Below are 21,163 nucleotides of genomic sequence, written 5' to 3' on the forward strand. Positions count from 1 at the left end.
GGGCTCGGCAGCGGCGAGCCGTTGAGCAGCGCCAGCGAGTAGCGGTCGCCGAGGCCGCGCACGTAGACGTAGCCGGAGCCGACGACGCTGAGGCCGGTAACGCGGCCGAGTGCGCCGGCGATGTTGCCTTCACCGGTGCGGGCGATTTCCTCGGTGGTCAGGACCGATACGACCTGGGCCGACGAGCGTACGACGTTGCGGTTTCGCGAGCCGGTGACGACGATCTCGTTGCCGCCGCCGGGCACCGAGATATCGACCTGTTCCTCTTCCTGCGCGGCGTCGGCCGGCACGGATTCAGCGGACGGGCTCTCTGCCCCCGAACTGACGGTGGAAGGCGCCGGATCGACCTGCGCGAAAGCCATGGCTGGCGAGACGAGAGCCGACGTGATCAAGAGACCGCCGGCGAGCCGCGACGTCAAAGACATCGGAATTCCCCTAGTTCCAAATGCAAGGACGGGGGCAGCCATTGCGACTGCCCCCGCGTTGAGTCGAGCAGTGCCGCCTCAGGTCGTGGGCAGGGTGGTGCAGTTACCCGAGTTGCCCGTGCCGAAGCTGGCGGTCGTGCTGTTGCAGGTCCAGCCGGCGTACCAGGTGTCGGCCGCGTTGCGCACGGCGCCGATCCAGGTCGTCGTATCGAAGAAGGCCGAGTAGGTCTTCGGATCGGTAGCGGCCAGGCCGGTTTCGTTTGCACCGTTGATGAAGGTGCTGGTGAGGGTGCTGGTGAAGGCGTCGCTGTTGGAAGCGTTGCCGAACATGGTGCCGACCTGGGTCGCACTGTAGCTGCCCGTGCCGATGTACTTGGTGGCGTTGCACTGCAGCGCCACCGAGCGGGCCACGAGGGTGGCCGCCGTGGTGCCGGTGCCGTTCATGCGCAGGCACTCGTTGTTCGGGGTGACGACCAGGCCATTGACCCAGGTCGTGTCCGAGTTGCCGCGCAGCAGGACCGAAGCCTGGTCGTTGGCTTCGTTGTTGCTGCTGACCGCCGGCTGGAGCGCGGTGAAGTTGGCAACCTTCAGGACGGTGCGAGGCGTGTCGCCTTCGTTGCCGTTGCTGTCGATTTCCATCAGCGCGTCGCCCTGGCCCGAACGCTGAGCAAGGATGGCGTACTGGACATTCATCTGGGCGCCGGTGTCGACGTCGAGGCTGTCATCGTCGGCGCCGACCGAGATGTAGTACTTCATGTTGACGTTGCCGCCGAACCATTCCGAACCGTCGTCCGAGCTGTTAAAGCTCTGGAAATGGTCGATGGTGGTGCCGGTGCCGACGCCTTCGCCGGTGAGCGACTGCAGCTCCACGTTCGAACCCAGGATGAAGCCCGAGTAGCGGATCTGGAAGTATTTCATGGTGCCGGCGTTGTAGGCCGTATCCGCGCCGCCGAAGCGTGCCGGGTTGGGCGAGCCTTCGGTCTGGCGCTCACACGTTCCACTGGTGACCGTACCGGTGGTGCAGTCGGTGACGGGAGCGCGGCCCATCAGCACGACGCCGCCCCACTGCCCCTGCGAGGTGTCGCTGTTGAGGCCCAGGACGTTGTCGCGGCTGGTGAAGATGATCGGCGCGGTGGCGGTGCCGGTCGCGTTGATCTTGTTGCCGCGGTTGACGGCGAGCCAGGACTGGCCGGTGCCGCCGAAGAGGATGACGCCCGGCTCGATGGTCAGGGTGACGTTGGTGTCGGCGGTCAGCGAAGTCGAAGGGCAGCCGACGGTCGAGGTGGCGTAGGGGGCAGCGGTGCTCGGGGCGGTGAAGCCGCCGTCGCAGCCGACGTCGACGCGGCCGGGGAGCTGGTAGAGCACGCCGGCGATCTTGGGCAGCGTCGCCGATGCACGGATGACGTTCGGCAGGCTGCAGACGCGCCAGGTGCCGGTCGGGCCGGTGATCGTGCCGGCGTCGGTGAGGCCCTGCGGATCGGCGATCGTCGGGCAGCCGGTGGCGGGGGTCACGGTGCCGGTGCCGGGAGTCGGCGTGGGTGCGGGGGTCGGGGTCGGCGACGGAGTGATGATGACGTCACCGCCGGTGCCGGGCGAAGCAATGTCGCTGGGGCCGCAGCCAGCAAGAGCGATAGCGCTGCAGCCCACGAGCAGCAGACCAGAAATTTTCTTCACGTTGAGTCCCCCGTGTTCAGGTCGAACGAGGCGGCGACTCCGCCCTCGTTGCTTTGGGGCGTCTAAGCCGGGGGAGTGACACTTTGTTGGCGCTACGATGACACTAATCTTCACTAACACGACGACTATGTGACAGCGCCATTCTTGCCACAGTCAGTTAACGTCGACTCAAGCATTGCGGCGCCGATCACACTACGATTGCAGTTTTATGACAGTCGCGTCATTTTCTTGATGCAGGCTGAATTCGCGCAGAGCATGGCCTTGTCAAAAACGCATTCACGGGAGAGTTGCCATGTCGCTTTCAGTCCTCGTCACCGCGGTTCTGCTCGGGCAGTCGGCATTTACGCTCGATGTCGACAAGACTGCGCCGGACGTTACCGATGTGGCGTATCATGAGCTCGCTGCCGGCCAGTCGCAGGCCGCCGTGCAAAAGCTCGAGGCGGGCGGGGCAGCGCAGTCCAACGATCCGGCAGCGCTGATCAACCTGGGCTCGGCCTACGCGCGCGCAGGCATGGCGGACAAAGCGCTAGCCGCCTACCGCGCGGCCGTGGCGAGCCCTGATCGCTACGACCTCGAATTGGCCGATGGCAGCTGGGTGGATTCGCGTGTCGCCGCCCGCATGGCCCTGCGTGGGTTGCTGGCGTCCCGCTCAGTCGCCTCGCGGTAGGGATTCGTCGCAGTCCTGCACCGGAACGTCGCAAATCGGAGCCTGATATTTCTCGATTTTTTCGTTATGTCCGGCCAAATTGTGGTGATTTTTCAGGCCGGATATCTACCTACGCCGAGCGATCGGAAATTTTAGGGTTTCATAAACGGTAACATTTTCGGGAACCTTCTTGTGATAAGGCGTGTCAACCATGACGGTTAGCCGCGCCTTCGTCACACATCTGTCATCCAGGTGGCGCACTTGGCCGTCATACGGAGGACATGGTGATTCGATACGTAACGTTTGACGGCCGCAGGACGCGCGGCTTCCTTTCCGTCCTGGGCGCCGCCCTTGGCCTGTTCGCACCCACTTTCGCTCAGGCGCAGGCTGTAGCCGCGGATCCTGCCGGCTCGGGCCCGATCGTCGCCGCTCTCGGTTGGCTCCAGGGCACCTTGCTCGGCAATGTCGCGACCGCGGTCGCCGTTATGGCGGTTGCCGCCGTCGGCTTCATGATGCTCACCGGGCGCATGAACTGGCGCTTCGGCGCGACCGTCATCATCGGCGTGTTCATCTTGTTCGGTGCCGGCGCCATCGTGACCGGCATCCAGTCGGCAGCGGTGGGCTGAGCTGATGAGCCTCGCCCGCTATCCCGTACATCGCGCGTTGACGCGCCCACAGATGTTCGCGGGCGTGACATATAGCTTCTTCATCATCAACGCCGCGGTGACGACGGAAATCTTCCTCATCACCAAGAGCTTCTGGGCTCTGCCCGCTGCCCTTGCCATCCACGGCGCGGGCTACCTGGCCTGCCTGCGCGAGCCGCGGGTCTTCGATCTGTGGATCGCCAAGGTCAGCAAGTGCCCCCGCGTCGCCAACTGGCAGCGCTGGGGCTGCAACAGCTACGCACCGTAAGCGACACGGGCGCGGGGGAATTACGACGATGGCCAAGAGCTTCAAATCGCCGCTGAAGGGCTGGGGAAGCAAGGAAGTCCTTGCGGGGGACCGCTTGCCCTACGCCGGTCTGGTGGACGAGAACGTCGTGCGCCTGCGCGACGGTTCGGTCATGCTTTCGCTCATGGTGCCGGGCTTCGCGTTCGAAACTGCCGACAGCGATGAACTCAACGCCCATGTCGCCACCCGCGAAGTGCTGCTGCGCTCCGCGCTCGACGCGCGTTTCGTGCTCTACCACCACGTCATCCGCCGCCGTGTCGAGATCGAGATGGAGGGCCAGTTCGACGACGCCCTCGCCGCGCACATCGACGCGCGCTGGCGTTCGCGTACGTCCTCGGGCGCGCTGTTCGTCAACGACCAGTTCGTCACCCTAGTGCGCCGCCCCGCGCGCGGCAAGGCGGGCTGGGCGGACAAACTTTCGCGCATGATGAAGTCCAAGGCCGAATCGGTCGACGTCGATCCCGGGGACGTGCGTGCCCTGCGCGCCGCCGCCTCGGCGATGGTCGCCTCGCTCGGTGCTTACGGTGCGCGCCTGCTCGGCGACTACGATGGCACGGCCGGGCAGTGCTCCGAGGTGCTCGAACTGTTGAGCGCGCTCTACAACGGCGAGATGCGCCCCGTGCGCCGTCCCTCCGACGAAACCGATATCGGCCATATGCTGCCCTACCGCCGCGCCAGCTTCGGCATGGATGCGCTGGAACTGCGCGGTGCGACCGGCGGCGGCTTCGGCTCGATCGTGTCCTTGAAGGAGTACCCGGATTCGACCGCGCCCGGCCTGACCGACGCGCTACTGCGCCTGCCCTGCGAACTGGTGCTGACCGAGACTTACGCGCCGTCCGACCGCCAGATCGCGCGCGAACGCATTGACCTTGCCGTCCGCCGCCTGCGCTCCGCCGACGAGGAAGCCGTGGCCGAGCGCCGCGAGATGTCCGCCGCCCGCGACGCGCTGGGCACAGGCTCGGTCGGCTTTGGCGACCATCACCTCTCGGTGCTCGTGCGCGCCGACACCCTCGACCAGCTCGACGAAGTCACCGCCGCCTGCGCCGCAGCCCTAGCCGACGCGGGCGCCATCGCCGTGCGCGAGGACGTGAACCTGGAGCCCGCGTTCTGGGGCCAGCTTCCCGGCAACGAGGCTTTCATCGTGCGACGCGCGCTGATCTCCAGCGCCAACATGGCCTGCTTCGGCTCGCTCCATGGCTTCGCGATGGGGCAGGCGAGCGGCAACCACTGGGGCGATGCGGTTACGCTGCTGGCGACCACCAGTTCGACGCCGTTCTTCTTCAACTTCCACCAGGGCGACCTCGGTAACTTCACCGTCATCGGTCCGTCGGGTTCCGGCAAGACCGTGGTCATGAACTTCCTCGCCGCGCAGGCGCAGAAGTTTGCGCCCCGCACCATCCTCTTCGACAAGGACCGCGGCGCCGAGGTCTTCCTGCGCGGCATCGGCGGCACCTATAGCCGCGTCGCTGCGGGACACCCCACCGGCTTCAACCCGCTCGCGCTGCCCGACACTGCCACCAACCGCGCCTTCCTGCGCGACTGGCTCGGCGTTCTGCTCGCCGCCAAGGGCCCCGAGGAACTCTCGACCATCGCCGGCGCGGTTGACGCTGCCTATCACAACGACCCGTCGCTGCGCCGTCTCTCGCACTTTCGCGAACTGCTGGCCGGCGCCCGTCGTCCCCAGCCGGGCGATCTCGCCTCGCGCCTCGATGCGTGGCTGCAGGGCGGCGAGCATGGCTGGCTATTCGACAACCAGCACGACCGCCTCGACCTGACCCAGCGCGTGCTCGGCTTCGACATGACCGCGCTGCTGGAAAGCCCGCGCCTGCGCACGCCGGTCATGATGTACCTGTTCCACCGCATCGAGGAGCGCCTCGACGGCGAGCCGACGATGATCCTGATCGACGAGGGCTGGAAGGCGCTCGACGACGAGGTCTTCGCCGCCCGCATCCGAGACTGGCTCAAGACCCTGCGCAAGCGCAACGCGCTGGTCGGGTTCGCTACCCAGTCCGCCCGCGATGCTTTGGACTCCAAGATCGCCACCGCCCTGGTCGAGCAGACCGCGACGATGATCTTCATGCCCAATTCGCGCGCGCGCGCTGAGGACTACTGCGAGGGCTTCGGCCTGTCGCAGCACGAACTCGACGTCATCCGGACCCTGCCGGCGCACTCGCGCTGCTTCCTGATCCGCCAGTCGGACGCCTCGGTCGTGGTTCGCCTCGACCTCTCGGGCATGCCCGAGGTGCTCACCGTCCTGTCGGGCCGCGAGAGCACGGTGCGCAAGCTCGACCAGCTTCGCGAACGCTACGGCGACGCGCCCGAGGGTTGGTATCCGGTGCTCACCGGCATGCAGTGGCCGGGCGAAGCGGATGAGGACGCACTCTGGATAGAGGCGGCGGAATAGCCATGGCGGGTGCCTGCGAACAGCTCACCGAAGTCGCCTCGGGCGGTGTCGCCCCGGCGCTACGTGCTGTCGATTGCGTGGCGAACGAGATGGCGGCTTCCGCATTCGGACGGCTGTTCGGGGCGGGGGGCGCGATGGCCCCGGTGCTCACCATCCTGCTTACGCTCTACATCGCCTTCTTCGCCTTTTCGCTGCTGACCGGCCGCTCGAGCCTGGGCATCTCGGCGCTGACGCCGCGCATGTTGCGCCTCGGCGTTGTGCTGACATTTGCGACCAGCTGGATCGCCTACCAGGGCGTCGTCTGGAACCTCGCGGTCGGCGGGCCGGACTGGATCGCCGGCATCCTGATGGGCGCCAAGGGCTCTGCGACCCAGCTGTTCGGCGACCGCATCGACATCGTCTTCGCCGCCATCAACGACATCTCCGAGGCGACCTCCAAGGTGGCCGGCGCGGCCCAGGAGGGCGGCGACGGCGCCGCTGCCGCGGGCGCGGCGGTTGCCGCCAAGGGAGCGGGCGGGATGTTCACTCCCGAGAGCGTCATGTGGATGGGTGCGCTGCTGCTGCTGCTCGGTACCGTCGGCGTGTTGCTCACTGCCCGCATCGCGCTTGCCGTGCTTCTGGCTCTCGGCCCCATCTTCGTCATCATGGCGCTGTTCGGCGGCACCCGCGGGCTAACCGCCGGCTGGCTGCGCGGCGTGGTGCTGACTGCCGTGACACCGCTGTTCGTCGTACTGGCCGGCGGCATCACGCTAGAACTGCTGGTGCCGATCATCTCGGGCCTCGTGCAGAACGCCAATGCCGGCGAGATCGACGGACGCGGCGCGATGGCGTTCTTCCTCGTCGCCTCGGTTCACGTCGCGCTGATGGTCATGGTCGTCAAGGTCGCGAGCACGATGGTCGCAGGCTGGCAGGTCTTCGGCCTCGCCGGTGGCAGCGAGCGTGAAAGCGGCCGTGCGTCGTCCACACAAAGCGCTGCGTCGGCGCCCGCCAGCGCTCCCGCACCCGCTGCTTCGGCCTATCAGGGCCGTGCCTCGGTGATCTCGGCCGCCGGCGCCGCCGCGATGGTCGAGGCTCCGGCGCAGGGGGGCGGCAGTGCAGGCCGTTCAAGCGAACGCCGAACCGTGGTAACGCAAGTCGTGGGCGGGGGGATCGAACCTCTTCGCCAAGGCGATTCGGGCCCGCGCGCCAAGGGCATCGGCAGCCGTTTCCGCGCCTCGAACGACTCCGGCAGATTGCCGGCGAAGGAGAAGACACGATGATCCGCGCAACCCTGCGCACCCGCGCCCTTGGCGCCGCGGCAAGTTTTGCCGCTCTTGCGCTGGCCGGTCCGGCACAGGCCGACGAGCGCCTTGTTCAGCACGCCTTCAGCGACAACGAAGTCGTGCGCATCGACGGCAAGGCCGGTGTGCAGGCGACCATCGCCTTCGGCAGCGGCGAAGCGATCGAGAACGTCGCGGTCGGCGATTCTCAGGCCTGGCAGATCACGCCGAACAAGCGCGCCGACCTGCTGTTCGTGAAGCCGCTCGAAGCCAAGGCGCGCACGAACATGACGGTCGTCACCAATCGCCACACCTACTTCTTTGACCTCGTCGCGTCGGCCACGGCCAAGCCGCTCTACATGCTGCGCTTCGCCTACAAGGACGAGCCGAAGGACGCCCCGACCGGCCTTGCAGCGAACGGCGGCGCCCCACTCGATCCGTCCGAAATGGCGCTGGCTGCCGGCGATCCGGCTGCAGTCCCCGCCGATCCCGCCGCGCTGAACTTCGCGTGGAAGCGCGTCGGCGTCGAGAAGCTGATGCCCTCGCGCATCTACGACGACGGTACGTCCACCTATCTGCTCTGGCCCGACAAGGCGCCTGTGCCCGCGATCCTCGTCACCAACGAGAAGGGCGACGAGGGCCCGGTGAACTATGCCGTGCGCGGCGCGACGATCGTGCTGGAAGACGTGCCCAACGCCATCGTCCTGCGTTCCGGCAAGTCCAGAGCCGAACTGGTCAACAGCCGCCCGCTGGCCTCGCGTCCGGCGCCGGTCGCCCCGGCCTCGGTGCCCAAGCCGGTCGTGGCAACCGCCGAACCCGCACCTTCACTTACACCCTCCGCGACTGCGGCACCCACTTCCTCGGGGAACTGACACATGGCGCCCAACTCCTCGCTGCGCGAACGCCTTGGTCCCAATGCCGCCACCGATCCGCGTGACGGCGAGGGCGCTCAGGTCATCGACCTTGCCACTCGCAACGTCCTGCCACGCGTCACCCAGCGCAAGAAAGCCGATGGCCTGGGCCTTGCCGCCGGCGTCCTGATCGTCGCGGCGCTCGGCGGGCTGACGCTGTGGTCCATGGATTCCGCGCGCAACGGACCGGTCGGCGCCAATGCCGGCGATGCGGCGCCGCAACCTGCCGTGCCGGCGCCTGCCGCTGTGGTTCCGGCCCCCGGCGCCGCCCCGGAAGCGATGCCCGCGCCTCTGCCCGCTCCTGCGCCGGCACCGGTGCTCGCGGCCCCGCCCTCCACCGAACCGGCGCTTGGCCCGCAGGCCAACCGCTACGCCAGCCCGACCGTCGTATTCGACGTGGGCAGCGGCGCGGCCGTGGCCGTCCCCGGAGCCGCCGGCGACATTGCCAAGGGCGGCACCCCCAACGACGATTTCGCCGCCCGCATCGGCGGCACCGGCGCGACCGCGTCGGCGGCACGCTCGTTCGACCCGGCCACCACGGTGACGCAGGGCACGCTGATCCCGGCGGTGCTGGAAACTGCGATCGACACCGACGTGCCCGGCTACGTCCGCGCCATCGTCTCGACCGACGTGCGCAGCTTCGACGGCAAGCGCGTGCTCGTTCCGCGTTCGTCGCGCCTGATCGGCCAGTACAAGAGCGGCCTCACGGCGGGCCAGAAGCGCGCCTACGTGATCTGGTCGCGCCTGATCCGCCCGGACGGCGTCTCGGTGAACCTGGGCTCGCCCGCGATCGCCTTCGGCGGCGAAACCGGCCTGCCGGGCAAGGTCAACAGCCACTTCTTCGAGCGCTTCGGTTCGGCCATGCTGCTCTCGGTGGTCGGCGGGCTGACCACGCTGGCGTCCAGCGGGTCGAGCGTCGTCGTCGCGGGCGGCAGTTCCGCTGCTTCGACGGCGGTGCAGAACGGTGCGCAGATCGGCCCGACCATCCGCGTGCGCCAGGGCGAGCCGATCCGCGTGTTCACCGCCAAGGACCTGGACTTCAGCCAGGTCCAGTGAAGCGAAATGGCAGACGTTCTCACCCTTCAAACGGCCCCGACGACCTTCATGGCTGACGTGCCCGTCGACGCGAGCGCCGCGCGCAGCGTCTACCTTGACGCCTACCTCGCACCCCTGCGGCCGTGGCTGGAGCGTGAGACGGTGACCGAAATCCTCGTCAACCGCCCGGGAGAGATTTGGGTGGAGGACGCGGAGCTGGCCGGCATGCAGCGCGTCGAACTGCCGCAGATGGACAACCGCCTGCTGCAGCGCCTCGCCGAACAGGTCGCGCGGATCAGCCACCAGGGCATCAATCGGGAGCATCCGCTGCTCTCCGCGACGCTGCCTGCCTACGCCGGCCAGTCCGGCGCACGTATCCAGCTGGTGGGCCCGCCCGCCACGCGCAGCAACTGGGCGCTGGCGATCCGCCGCCACCGCCTGCTCGACCTGCCGCTCGACGCCTATGACCGGGGGCCGATCGTACCGCCCGTCGAGACACCGACGCCCGATCCCATGGCGGAGCCGATCGCCTTCCTGCGCGACGCCATCCGCCGCCGCCGCACGATCCTGATCTCGGGCGGCACATCGACCGGCAAGACGACCTTCCTCAACGCGATGCTCACCAAAATTCCCGAGCATGAGCGCGTGGTGCTGGTGGAGGATACCGCCGAACTGCGCCTGCCGGGCTCCAACGGTGTCGGGCTCATCGCGGTGAAGGGTGAACTGGGAGAGGCCAAGGTTTCGGCCAACGACCTGCTTCAGGCCGCGCTGCGCCTGCGCCCTGACCGCATCGTGCTGGGCGAACTGCGCGGCACCGAGACGGTCAGCTTCCTGCGCGCCATCAACACCGGCCACCCGGGTTCGTTCTCGACCGTCCACGCCAACAGCCCACGCGGCGCGTTGGAACAGATCGCGCTGATGTCGATGCAGACCGGGATCGGCCTGACCCGTGCCGAGACGTTGGAATATGCCTCGTCGGTGATCGACATCGTGGTCCAGCTGGACCGCAGCGGCGGCAAGCGCGGCATTTCCGCCATCGCCGAGAGCGCCACGCTGGTCTGAGTTCCTTCCCCGAGGGGAGGAACTATGCCTCGATCAGCACGCCCGTGTCCGATTCGACCCGCCAGGTCAGGCCGAGCCAGTCGGCTAGGCACTTGAGGTCCTTGCCGTTGCTTGCCCCGTAGAGCGGGCGCGCCGGTTCCTGAAGCGTCAGCACCAGCGCGTCGCCGCGTATCTCCAGCGAGGACGCGGCCATCCCGCGCGCGGTGCCGCCAGTCAGGCGCCGGCACAGTCGCACGGCCAGGCCCCAACCGATGGCGCGGTCGAGGTCGCATTTGTCAGCGAGGCGGCCGAACTCCGGCGGGGCCTGCGTCATGCCGGAGTTGGCGAATACCGTCATCGCCATCATCCCGCGCCCGCACATGTCGAGGCCGATCCAGCGCTTGCGCAGGGCCCAGGTCAGCGCTTCCTCGGTGCGCATGTTGGGCTCGGTGCGCATGGCAGCGAGGGCGAGCAGGCTGGCAGCCTTGCGCAGGTCGCCATCGGCGCGGGTGTCGCGGCAGACCGGCGCGGTCCAGTCGGCGACGCGCACTGCATCCGCTGCGTCCACACGCGCGCTCTCGGCGAAGGCGGCGACGCTGGCGAGCATCGGGCTTTCCTGCTGGACGGCGGGGGGCAGCTGCATGTGCAGCAGCCCCTCGCGCAGGCCCCACGAGGAGAACACGAGCTTGGAGGGATGGAGGTTGGCGACGAGCTGCGCCATCAGCGCGGCGGCGTCCGCCAAGGTCGCGAGACGCGAGCCGGAGATGCGCGGGTCGGGGTTCTCGGGCTTGCCCTTCTCGAACATGCGGGACAGGCGCAGGGCTTCCGAGGCCGAGAGTTCGAAGCCATGCGGATCGTCGACTGGCCAGTTCAGCACGCGCATCGCCTGCAGGGCCAGCGCACGCCAGGAACCGCCGACGATGTAGAGCGGCACGCCGCGGCCCTTTTGCCAGCCGCGCGCCTGGAGACCCGACCGCACTGCGTCGGTGAACTTCTGGGGGCCGAGGGCGCGCATGTCGGGCAGGCGCAAGGTTCCGAAGGGTAGGGTGATGCCGCCAGGACAGATGCCGCCGGGCGTGGCAGAGTCGATTTCGACCAGTTCCAGGCTGCCGCCGCCGAGGTCGGCCGCGACGCCTTTCGCTCCGGGGAAAGCGGCGATCACGCCGGTGGCGCTGGCGCGGGCCTCCTCCTCGCCGGAAAGCAGGCGCGGCGAGAGGCCGAAACCGCGCACGGCGTCGAGGAACTGCGGCCCGTTGGCCGCGTCGCGCGCGGCGGCGGTGGCGACGCACTCGATGTTGTCGACGCCCAGCAGCCGCAGCAGCGCGGCGAAGCGGGACAGCGCGGCGAGCGCGGTGCGCATCGACTTGTCGGAGATCGCCCCGGTGCGCCCGAGGTCCTTGCCGAGCTTGGCATTGACCTTTTCATTGAGCACGACGACCGGCGCACGCGGCGGCCCGTTGTAGACGACGAGGCGCACCGTGTTCGACCCGATGTCGATGATGGCGCGCTTTTCGCTGGACTGGCTGATGCCGATCATTCTGTTCAAAATGTACCGCAAGGACCGAAAGTTCCGGCCGGACATTCGCGCCCTAGAGTATTTTGACGGCAGGTGGAAACGGTTGCCGGCTCGGAAGATGCGGAGAACTCGATCTTAGATCGTGCCTCGCCGCAGCGAAAGCTTGGGAACCTTGCGTCCGCTGTCCAGCGCCGCGCCGCGCCCGGAGAGCGACGGGTTGGTCATGAAATAACGATGCAGGTTGAAGGGGTTGCTCACTTCTCCGACCCGGTCGTAAGTGCCGTCGGGCGCGCAGACCCAGCTCTGCTCGGTGTCGATCAGGTTCGCCAGCATCACCTGGTCGAGGATCTGGTCATGCACCGTCTTGTTGCGGATCGGCAGGAGCACTTCGACCCGGCGGTCGAGGTTGCGGCTCATGCCGTCGGCCGAGGTGATGAACAGCTTGGCGCGGCGGTTGGGCAGGTCCGCGCCGTTGGCGAAAGCCCAGATGCGCGCATGTTCGAGGAAGCGGCCGATGATCGACTTGACCGCGATGTTCTCGGACAGGCCGGGGATGCCGGGGCGCAGGCAGCAGATGCCGCGCACCACGAGGTCGATGTCCACGCCTGCGCGGCTGGCAGCATAGAGGCGGTCGATGATGCCCGGGTCGGTCAGCGAGTTGAGCTTGGCCCAGATCGCCGCCGGTTTGCCCGCCTCCGCATTGGCGATTTCGGCGTCGATGCAGTCGTTGAGGGTGGAGCGCAGCGAGATCGGCGAGATCGAGAGGATCTCGGTGCTCTTGGGCTCGACGTAGCCGGTGATGAAGTTGAACAGCCGGCCGACGTCGCGCCCCGCCGCCGGGTCGGCAGTGAAGTACGAGATATCGGTATAGATGCGCGCTGTGAACGGGTGGTAGTTGCCGGTGCCGAAGTGACAGTAGGTGCGGTAGCTCTCACCCTCGCGGCGCACGACCATCGAGACCTTGGCGTGGGTCTTCCAGTCGACGAAGCCGTAGATCACCTGGACGCCGGCGCGTTCGAGCTGGCTGGCCCAGAGCAGGTTCTGCTCCTCGTCGAAGCGGGCCTTCAGCTCGACCACGGCGGTGACGGACTTGCCCTGTTCGGCGGCCTGGATCAGCGCCGAAATGATCGCGGACTGCTTGCCCGCGCGGTAGAGAGTCTGCTTGATCGCCACTACGTCCGGGTCGCGCGCGGCCTGCTTGAGGAAGTCGATGACGACCTCGAAGCTTTCATAAGGATGCTGGACGACGATGTCCTTCTCGCGGATCGCCGCGAAGATATCGCCATCGTGCTCGAGGATGCGCTCGGGGTAGCGGGGGCTGTAGGGCTCGAACTTGAGTTCGGGCCGGTCCTCGTCGCAGATCGCGGAGAGGCCGGAGAATCCGATGATGCCATCGGTCTTCATGATCAGTGCCTTGTCGAGCCCGAGCTGCGTGCGCAGCAGGTCCTCGGCGGCGGGATCGAAATTGCCCTGGAGCTGGAGCACGATGACGAGACCGCGGCGGCGGCGCTGGATGGCGGTGCGATAGTAGCGCACCAGGTCCTCGGCATCCTCCTCGATCTCGATGTCGCTGTCGCGCAGGATGCGGAAGACGCCGTGGCCGTTGAACCGGAAGCCCGGGAACAGCTCGTCCGTGTTGCGGCAGATGAGATCCTCGATCGAGATCCACGCGGCTTCCTCGCCCGGGATGCGCACAAAGCGCGGGAGCGGGGCGGGGATCAGCACCATCTCCATGACCGGCGCGTCGTCGGCCTCGCGGGTCAGCGAGAACAGCACGCCGATGCCCTGGTTGGCGACGAAGGGGAAGGGGTGCGCCGGGTCGATCGCCTGCGGGGTAATGACCGGCATGACGTGGGTGATGAAGTACTCGCGTAGCCACTTCTCGCGGTCGCGGTCGAGCTTGTCGTCCTCGCCGATCACGGCGACACCGGCCTCGCCCAGCTGGACCTTCAGGGTGTTCCAGACCTGCTGCTGGATGGTCTCCAGCTCGCTCACCTTTTCGTGGGTGACGGCCAGGGCCTGCGAAGGAGTGAGCCCGTCGATCGAGATTTCCTCGATCTGGCGGCGCACCTGCCCGGCGAGGCCGGCGACGCGCACGGTCAGGAATTCGTCGATGTTGCTGCCCGAGATCGACAGGAACCGCAGCCGCTCGATCAGGGGATAATTCGGATTGCAGGCTTCGGCGAGCACACGCTCGTTGAAGGCGAGCCAGCTCAGTTCGCGGTTGAAGTAGCGCGCGGGCAGGGTGCCCAGCTCGGCAGTTTCGGCGCTGTCGCCGGCTGCTTCCGATTCGTTGCGAATGTCCAGCATATCCATCTTCTTCATCCGACCGAGTGTTTGCATGCCACCATGACACCATCGCGGCAATCGCTGCGAGTTCCAGCTTAATCCTCGAAACGCACCGGCAAATGGCGCGGCAATCCCTTTGAGCCGGGTTTTTCGAAGCTCGAGACGAATTGTTGCCTAATTGGGCAGTGTCGCCAAGTGAACATCGTTGCGGTGCAGCATCGTTTGCCGCACACTCCGCCGCGATGATCAAGGCAGCCCTGCACCACCTCACCCGTTACCGCTATTCCAAGCGGATCCGTCTCGGCCCCCAGGTCATCCGGCTTCGCCCGGCGCCGCACAGCCGCACGGAGGTGCCCAACTACTCGCTGACGATCAGTCCGCCGGAGCATTTCCTGAACTGGCAGCAGGACCCGCACGGCAACTGGTTGGCCCGCGTCGTCTTCCCGGAACCCGTCGACCACTTCTCGATCGAGGTGGACCTGCTGGCCGAACTGGCCGTCATCAACCCCTTCGACTTCTTCGTGGAGCCCGAGGCCGAGGAATATCCCTTCACTTACGACGCCACGCTGAAGGGCGATCTTTCGGCCTACTTCGAGGTCGAGGAACAGGGGCCGCTGTTCGAGGCGCTGGTCGCGGAGCATGCCGGCTGGAGAGGCCGCACCGTCGATTTCCTCGTCGACATCAACAGCAAGCTCCAGCAGCGCATCGGTTACGTCATCCGCATGGAGTCGGGCGTGATGACGCCGGAGGAGACGCTGAACGTCGCCATCGGATCGTGCCGCGATTCGGCCTGGCTGCTGGTGCAGCTGCTGCGCCGCCTCGGCTTCGCGGCGCGGTTCGTGTCGGGCTATTCGATCCAGCTGGTCGCCGACGTGCTGCCCAAGGAAGGGCCGGTCGGCGTGCTGGAGGACGTGACCGACCTCCACGCCTGGGCCGAGGCCTACGTTCCCGGCGCAGGCTGGATCGGGCTCGACGCGACTTCGGGCATGTTCGCAGGCGAGGGGCACATTCCGCTCTGCGCCACGCCGCACTACCGCTCCGCCACCCCGATCGAGGGCATGGCCGAGCCCGCCGAGGTCGATTTCGACTTCAGCATGAAGGTCAGCCGCATCGCCGAGGCCGTGCGCATCACCAAGCCCTTCACCGACGAGCGCTGGGAGGGCCTTCTGGCCCTGGGCGACAAGGTGGACGAAGACCTCGTCGCGGGCGGCGTCAACCTGACGATGGGCGGCGAGCCGACCTTCATCGCCGCGACCGACTTCGAGGCGGACGAGTGGAACTCCGGTGCCGTCGGCCCGACCAAGGCCGCCTATGCCGACCAGCTGATCCGCTTGCTGCGCGCCAAGTTCGCGCCCGGATCGCTGCTCCACCACGGGCAGGGCAAGTGGTATCCCGGAGAGACGCTGCCGCGCTGGGGGTATTCGATCTACTGGCGCAAGGACGGCGTGCCGATCTGGACCGACGACACCCTGCTGGCCGGTGAAAAGCCGCTCGAGAAGGGCGGCGATCCCGATCCGCTGCCCTCGATCGACATTCTCTCCGCCGCCAATCTGCTCGCCGCCGCCGCCGAGGGCCTCGGCATCGACGCGGACTTCGTCCAGCCGGTCTACGAGGACCGGGGTGTCTGGATGCTGCGCGAGGACGAGCTGGCGGTGAACGTCACTCCTCTCGATCCCAGCATCGAGGACGAGGAACTCGCGCGCCGCTTCCGCCGCACCTACCGGCGCGGGCTCGACAAGCCGGTCGGCTTCGTGCTGCCGGTGCAGCGCTGGAACGCCAAGGACATGTCGCAGCCGCGCTGGCGCTCCGAGCACTGGCGTGTGCGCAAGGGCCTGCTCACCGCAGTGCCGGGCGATTCCGCCATCGGCTACCGCCTGCCGCTGGGCTCGCTGCCCTACGTGGCGCCGAAGGACTTCCCCTATATCCACCCGCGCGACACGGCGGAGGAGCGCGAACCGCTTGCCGACTTCCGCGTGCAGGTCTCCGAACGGGCGCAGACCAACGATGGCGGCCCGCAGCGCTTCCGCGCCGTACCCGAGCCGAAGTCCTTCGCGGAAGCCCCGGTCGAGGCGGACATCATTCAGGGCGCCGTGCGCACTGCCGTCACCGTCGAGCCGCGCGGCGATTACATTGCCGTGTTCATCCCGCCGACCGAGGCGCTGGAAGACTACCTCGAACTCGTCGCATCGATCGAGGTGGTTGCCGAGGAACTGAAGCTGCCCGTGCGGGTCGAGGGTTACGGCCCGCCGCCGGACCCGCGCCTCATGGTGCTCAAGATCACGCCCGACCCCGGTGTGATCGAGGTCAACATCCACCCCTCGGCCTCATGGCGCGAGACGGTGGAGATCACCGAGACGCTTTACGATGCGGCGCGCGAGGTCGGACTGACCGCCGACAAGTTCATGGTCGACGGCCGCTCGATCGGCACCGGCGGCGGCAATCACATCGTGCTGGGCGGACCGACCCTGCTCGACAGCCCGTTCATCCGCCGCCCCGACATGCTCAAGAGCTTCGTCACGTACTGGCAGCGGCATCCTTCGCTCAGCTACCTGTTCTCGGGCATGTTCATCGGCCCGACCAGCCAGGCCCCGCGCATCGACGAGGCGCGCCACGATTCGCTCTACGAGCTGGAGATCGCGCTGGCGCAGGTTCCCGGCCCGAACGAGCCGCAGCCCGCGCCATGGGTGGTGGACCGCCTGTTCCGCAACCTGCTGGTCGACGTCACCGGCAACACCCACCGCACGGAAATCTGCATCGACAAGATGTTCAGCCCGGACGGCCCCACCGGCCGCCTCGGCCTCGTCGAGTTCCGAGGGTTCGAGATGCCGCCCGAGCCGCGCATGTCCTGCGCGCAGCAGCTGCTCATCCGCGCGCTGGCGGCGTGGTTCTGGCGCGAGCCGGTCGAAGGCCCGCTGGTGCGCTGGGGCACGCAGCTCCACGACCGCTTCATGCTCGGCCAGTTCGTCTGGGCCGATTTCCTCGATGTTCTCGATGACCTGCGCCGCGCCGGCTACGACTTCGACCCTTCGTGGTTCGAGGCGCAGCGCATGTTCCGCTTCCCCGTCCACGGCGAGGTCGAGGGCGGCGGCGTGGCGCTGGAGATCAGCCACGCGCTCGAACCGTGGAACGTGCTGGGCGAAACCGGCGCGATCGGCGGGACCGTGCGTTACGTGGACAGCTCCACCGAACGCCTGCAGGTCAAGGCCAGCGGGCTTGTCGCAGGCCGCCACGTCATCACCTGCAACGGCCGCCGCGTGCCGCTCACCCCGACCGCGCCGGGCGAGGGCGTAGGCGGCGTGCGCTACAAGGCGTGGTTCCCGGCCGAGTGCCTGCACCCGATGATCCCCGCGCACCCGCCGCTCACGTTCGATATCTTCGACTTGTGGAACGGCCGCTCGCTGGGCGGCTGCGTCTATCACGTCGCGCATCCGGGCGGGCGCAACTACGACACCATGCCAGTCAACGGCTACGAGGCGGAGGCCCGGCGCAAGGCGCGCTTCCAGGAACATGGCCATTCTCCCGGCCCGCTGCCGCGTCCGCCCGAGGAATTCGCTACCGAATTTCCCTATACCCTCGACCTCAGGCGTCCTGCCCGGCTAATGTAGGCGGATGTCCTCGAAGCCGCCCGTCATGACCGCGCCCGCCCAGATGGCGAGCACACCGAACTGGCTCGACGGTTATGCGGCGCAGGCTTCGGGCGGCGACTTGTTCGGCGATGCCTCGCGCCCGGTCGCCGAGTGCTGGCACAAGGTGGCGCAGGGGCTTGCCGGGCTGACCGACGCGGACCCCGCCGCGCTGCAGGACGCCACTGCGCGCCACGCCGCCGACCTCGGCCTCGCCTTCCGCCTGACGGGTGACGAGGACGAGCGCTCGTGGCCGCTCAACGCCATGCCGCTGATCGTCGGCGCCGACGAATGGGCCGAGGTCGAGCGCGGTCTCGTCCAGCGCGCCGAGCTGATGGAGAAGCTGGCCGCCGACATCTACGGGCCGCAGACGCTGGTGAAGGACGGGCACTTGCCCGCCGCCGTCGTTACCGGCAGCCCGTTCTTCGCGCGCCGGATGATCGGCCGCACCCCGCCGGGCGGCCGCTTCATCCATACTTACGCCGCCGACCTCGCGCGCGGGCCGGGCGGGCAGTGGCGCGTGCTGCAGGACCGGGTACGGGTCGCGGGCGGCGTCGGCTATGCGCTGGAGAACCGCCTCGCCATGTCGCGCGCGGTCGGCAACCTGCTGGCGGACGCCCACGCCCGCCGCCTGTCCGACTTCTTCGCCCGGATGCAGGCCGGCATGGCCGCCGCCTGCCGCCGCGAGAACCCGCGCATCGCGCTGCTCACCCCTGGCCGCTTCAACCAGACTTACGCCGAACAGGCGCACCTCGCGCGCTATCTCGGCCTGCCGCTGGTCGAGGGGCGGGACCTTACCGTGCTCGACGACCGGCTCTACGTCGGCACCATCGCCGGGCCCAAGCGAGTGGATGCCGTCTGGCGCTGGATCGATACCACCGCGCTCGACCCGCTCTCGTTCGACGCCAAGTCGCAGCTGGGCGTGGCCAACCTGTTCGACGCCTGGGCCGGCGGCGGCGTCGAGATGGTCAACTGGCCGGGCGTGGAAGTGCTCGAATCCGCCGCCTTCGCCGCCTTCCTGCCGCGCCTGTGCCGGGTCATGCTGGGCGAGGCTCCGGTGCTTCCCAACGTCGCGACCTGGTGGTGCGGACAGGCGGTGGAAAGCTCGACGGTGGCTGCGCGGCTGGGTGATCTGGCGCTGCTGCCCGCCTTCGGCCAGCCGATCGAGGGGCTTGAAAGCAGAGATCCCGTGGCCGGCGCCGCGCTCGACGCCAAGCGTCGCGGGGCGCTGATCGACGCGCTGTGGCGCCGCCCCATGGACTACTGCGGACAGGAGATCGTGCGCCTCTCCACCACGCCCGCGATCATCGACGGCAAGATCGTGCCGCGCCCCTTCACCGTCCGCGCCTTCGTGGCGCGCGATGCCGATGGCGGCTGGACGGTCATGCCCGGCGGCTTCGCGCGTCTCTCGTCGACCAGCGCGCTGCCGACCTCGCTGATGGGCGATGGCGACCTGTCGGCGGACCTCTGGATCGTCGACGAGAAGCCCGCTAGCCAGCACCTCGGCAGCCGCGTCGCGGGAGAGCCGCCGATATCGCGCGGGGGCGGCATCCTCGCCAGCCAGGCGGCGGACAACCTGTTCTGGTTCGGCCGCTACAACGAGCGCGCCGAGACCATGGTGCGGATCGTGCGCGCCATCCTCGCCAATCCGGCGGACAGCGACGGCAACGTCAGCCCGGAGGGTGGCACGCTCCCTCGCCTGACCGCCTTGCTGCGCGACTGGGGCGCGATCAGCCCGGAGACGGCGAAGCTATCGGTCGCGAAGATCTGCGCGCGGGCGCTCACCGAAACGCGCCTGCCCAGCGGCGTCGCCTCGCTCATGCGCCGCCGCCAGCAGGTGGGCATGGCCCTGCGCGAGCGTTTCGCCCGCGATTTCTGGCGCATCGTCAGCCGCCCGATGCCCTCGATCAATGTCGAGCAGCCGCAGTCGATGCTCGGCAGTACGCGCTGGCTGACCGAGCATTTCAGCGCATTGTCCGGGCTGATCTCGGAAAACATGGTGCGCTCCGCCGCATGGCATTTCCTCGAGATCGGGCAGCGGCTCGAGCGTGCGCAGGCCATCTGCCGCATGGCGCGCCTGCTCACGCCCGCGGCCGGCGACGAGGACCCGGCCGCCGCGCTCGGCCTGCTGCTGGACCTGTGCGACAGCCAGATCATCTACCGCAGCCGCTATCTGACCGGCCCTGTCGCCAACCCGGTGCGCGACCTCGTGCTGCTCGACCCCGACAACCCGCGCGCACTGGCCTTCCAGGTGGGCGAGGTCGTCTCGCATCTGGCGGCGCTGCCCAGCCTTCGCGACGACAACATTCCCGAAGCGCCCCTGCGCGCCGCCCGCGCGCTGCTCGGCGAACTGCAGGCGGCGACCGCGCCCGACATGACGCCGGAGCGGCTGGCGGGCATCGAGGACCAGTTGCTCGGCCTGTCCGATGCGATTTCGCAGCGCTACTTCCTGCAGCTCGATTCCGAGGAAGCGGAAAGGCGCTCGCGGCTGCTGTGATGCGCTATTCGGTCAGCCACATCACCACGCTCAAGTACGCGCAGCCCGCCCGCATGGCGCAGTTCAACGTGCGGCTGCGCCCGGCCGAGTGGACGGGGCAGACGGTGGCGGACTTCACGCTTAGCCTCGATCCTCAGCCGACGCAGGTGGTGGAGGGGCCGGGCGGCTACCACGTCAACGAGGCCCGCTTCGTGCTGCGCGAGGCGACCGCGCAGCTCCAGATCGAAAGCCGGTTCACCGTGGAGGTGGAGCCGCTCCCGTTCTTCGTCGAGGACGCGACCGGGCCGGGCCTTGCCGAACTGCGAGAACGGGCGATGAAGAAGCCCGACCTTTCGGACCTCGGCCCGGCATCGTACATCTTCGCCTCGGCCATTGCCCAGCCGGAGCCTGCCATAGCGCACTGGGCGGGCGCCTTCGTGGACGAGGCGATGCCGGTGATGGCGGCGGGCCGGGCGCTGATGTCGGCGATCCACAAGGAATTCACCTACGATTCGAACGCGACCCAGACCGACACGCCGCCGATCGATGCGTTCAACCAGCGGCACGGCGTCTGCCAGGACTTCAGTCACATCATGATCGTCGCCGCACGCGCCCACGGCATTCCGGCGGCCTATGTCAGCGGCTACCTGCGCACCCTGCCGCCGCCGGGCAAGGAGCGGCTCGTCGGCGCTGACGCCATGCACGCCTGGGTCAACCTGTGGTGCGGCGAGGAACTGGGCTGGATCGGTTTCGATCCGACCAACGACTGCCTGGCTGACACCGACCACATCTTCCTGGGCATGGGCCGCGACTATGCCGACGTCGCGCCGCTGGACGGGACCTTCCGCGGCTCGTCCGAGCAGAAGATGTACGCCTCGGTGGACGTCGCCCCGCTGGATTGAAGCGGCGCGGG

The 21,163-nt window shown here is 68.1% G+C and carries 15 protein-coding genes; 11 read left to right on the top strand and 4 right to left on the bottom strand.

What is annotated here, in order from left to right:
* Together PMI02_RS24770 and PMI02_RS24775 are read right to left on the bottom strand one after the other, a co-directional pair.
* Positions 1 to 425 (bottom strand): TonB-dependent receptor plug domain-containing protein (locus PMI02_RS24770; RefSeq protein ID WP_007688225.1); only part of this gene is annotated, 425 nt, incomplete at its 3' end.
* 78 nt (positions 426 to 503) lie between these two features.
* Positions 504 to 2,099, bottom strand: coding sequence for a hypothetical protein (locus tag PMI02_RS24775; RefSeq protein WP_007688226.1), 1,596 nt, complete (start codon positions 2,097 to 2,099; stop codon positions 504 to 506).
* Between the two features lie 292 nt (positions 2,100 to 2,391).
* Here PMI02_RS24775 and PMI02_RS24780 point away from each other — a divergent pair, with 292 nt between their 5' ends.
* The 8 genes from PMI02_RS24780 (at position 2,392) to virB11 (ending at position 10,367) form a co-directional block, all read left to right on the top strand.
* Positions 2,392 to 2,766 (top strand): hypothetical protein, encoded by a 375-nt coding sequence (locus tag PMI02_RS24780; protein ID WP_007688228.1) that lies wholly within the window; start codon positions 2,392 to 2,394, stop codon positions 2,764 to 2,766.
* Between the two features lie 260 nt (positions 2,767 to 3,026).
* Positions 3,027 to 3,371 carry a TrbC/VirB2 family protein gene (locus tag PMI02_RS24785; RefSeq protein ID WP_369751253.1) on the top strand — a complete coding sequence of 115 codons (345 nt, stop codon included), beginning with the start codon at positions 3,027 to 3,029 and terminating at the stop codon, positions 3,369 to 3,371.
* Positions 3,372 to 3,375: 4 nt separating this feature from the next.
* On the top strand, positions 3,376 to 3,657 hold the full coding sequence (locus PMI02_RS24790) for a type IV secretion system protein VirB3 (protein WP_007688232.1): 282 nt from the start codon (positions 3,376 to 3,378) through the stop codon (positions 3,655 to 3,657).
* Positions 3,658 to 3,685: 28 nt separating this feature from the next.
* Positions 3,686 to 6,100 carry a VirB4 family type IV secretion/conjugal transfer ATPase gene (locus PMI02_RS24795; protein ID WP_007688233.1) on the top strand — a complete coding sequence of 805 codons (2,415 nt, stop codon included), beginning with the start codon at positions 3,686 to 3,688 and terminating at the stop codon, positions 6,098 to 6,100.
* Positions 6,101 to 6,102: 2 nt separating this feature from the next.
* A complete protein-coding gene (locus PMI02_RS24800; protein WP_007688242.1) occupies positions 6,103 to 7,359 on the top strand; it encodes a type IV secretion system protein in 1,257 nt (418 codons plus the stop codon).
* Positions 7,356 to 8,231: a TrbG/VirB9 family P-type conjugative transfer protein gene (locus tag PMI02_RS24805; RefSeq protein ID WP_007688245.1), complete on the top strand. Its 876-nt coding sequence runs from the start codon at positions 7,356 to 7,358 to the stop codon at positions 8,229 to 8,231. The genes PMI02_RS24800 and PMI02_RS24805 overlap by 4 nt, the downstream gene beginning before the upstream one ends.
* 3 nt (positions 8,232 to 8,234) lie before the next feature.
* A complete protein-coding gene (locus PMI02_RS24810) occupies positions 8,235 to 9,326 on the top strand; it encodes a TrbI/VirB10 family protein (RefSeq protein ID WP_007688247.1) in 1,092 nt (363 codons plus the stop codon).
* 6 nt (positions 9,327 to 9,332) lie between these two features.
* The gene (gene virB11 / locus PMI02_RS24815; RefSeq protein ID WP_007688248.1) at positions 9,333 to 10,367 is read left to right on the top strand and encodes a P-type DNA transfer ATPase VirB11; all 1,035 of its coding nucleotides are present in this window, start codon (positions 9,333 to 9,335) and stop codon (positions 10,365 to 10,367) included.
* Between the two features lie 22 nt (positions 10,368 to 10,389).
* Here virB11 and PMI02_RS24820 read toward each other — a convergent pair whose 3' ends face one another.
* A complete protein-coding gene (locus PMI02_RS24820) occupies positions 10,390 to 11,883 on the bottom strand; it encodes a hypothetical protein (protein WP_036505408.1) in 1,494 nt (497 codons plus the stop codon).
* A gap of 114 nt (positions 11,884 to 11,997) precedes the next feature.
* Complete coding sequence (locus PMI02_RS24825) at positions 11,998 to 14,187, bottom strand: RNA degradosome polyphosphate kinase (RefSeq protein ID WP_036505410.1); 2,190 nt, start codon at positions 14,185 to 14,187, stop codon at positions 11,998 to 12,000.
* A 206-nt stretch (positions 14,188 to 14,393) separates the two neighbouring features.
* Between PMI02_RS24825 and PMI02_RS24830 the strand changes: the two genes are divergently transcribed.
* Genes PMI02_RS24830 through PMI02_RS24840 form a run of 3 tightly spaced genes read left to right on the top strand, consistent with a single transcriptional unit; the run spans position 14,394 to position 21,152 of the window.
* Complete coding sequence (locus tag PMI02_RS24830; protein ID WP_007688261.1) at positions 14,394 to 17,756, top strand: DUF2126 domain-containing protein; 3,363 nt, start codon at positions 14,394 to 14,396, stop codon at positions 17,754 to 17,756.
* A gap of 25 nt (positions 17,757 to 17,781) precedes the next feature.
* Positions 17,782 to 20,271, top strand: a complete 2,490-nt coding sequence (locus PMI02_RS24835) for a circularly permuted type 2 ATP-grasp protein (protein WP_052025727.1) — start codon at positions 17,782 to 17,784, stop codon at positions 20,269 to 20,271.
* Positions 20,271 to 21,152, top strand: a complete 882-nt coding sequence (locus PMI02_RS24840) for a transglutaminase family protein (protein ID WP_007688266.1) — start codon at positions 20,271 to 20,273, stop codon at positions 21,150 to 21,152. The genes PMI02_RS24835 and PMI02_RS24840 overlap by 1 nt, the downstream gene beginning before the upstream one ends.
* Positions 21,153 to 21,163 lie beyond the last annotated feature (11 nt).

Origin of the sequence: Novosphingobium sp. AP12 (assembly GCF_000281975.1) — a bacterium.
Taxonomy (GTDB): domain Bacteria; phylum Pseudomonadota; class Alphaproteobacteria; order Sphingomonadales; family Sphingomonadaceae; genus Novosphingobium.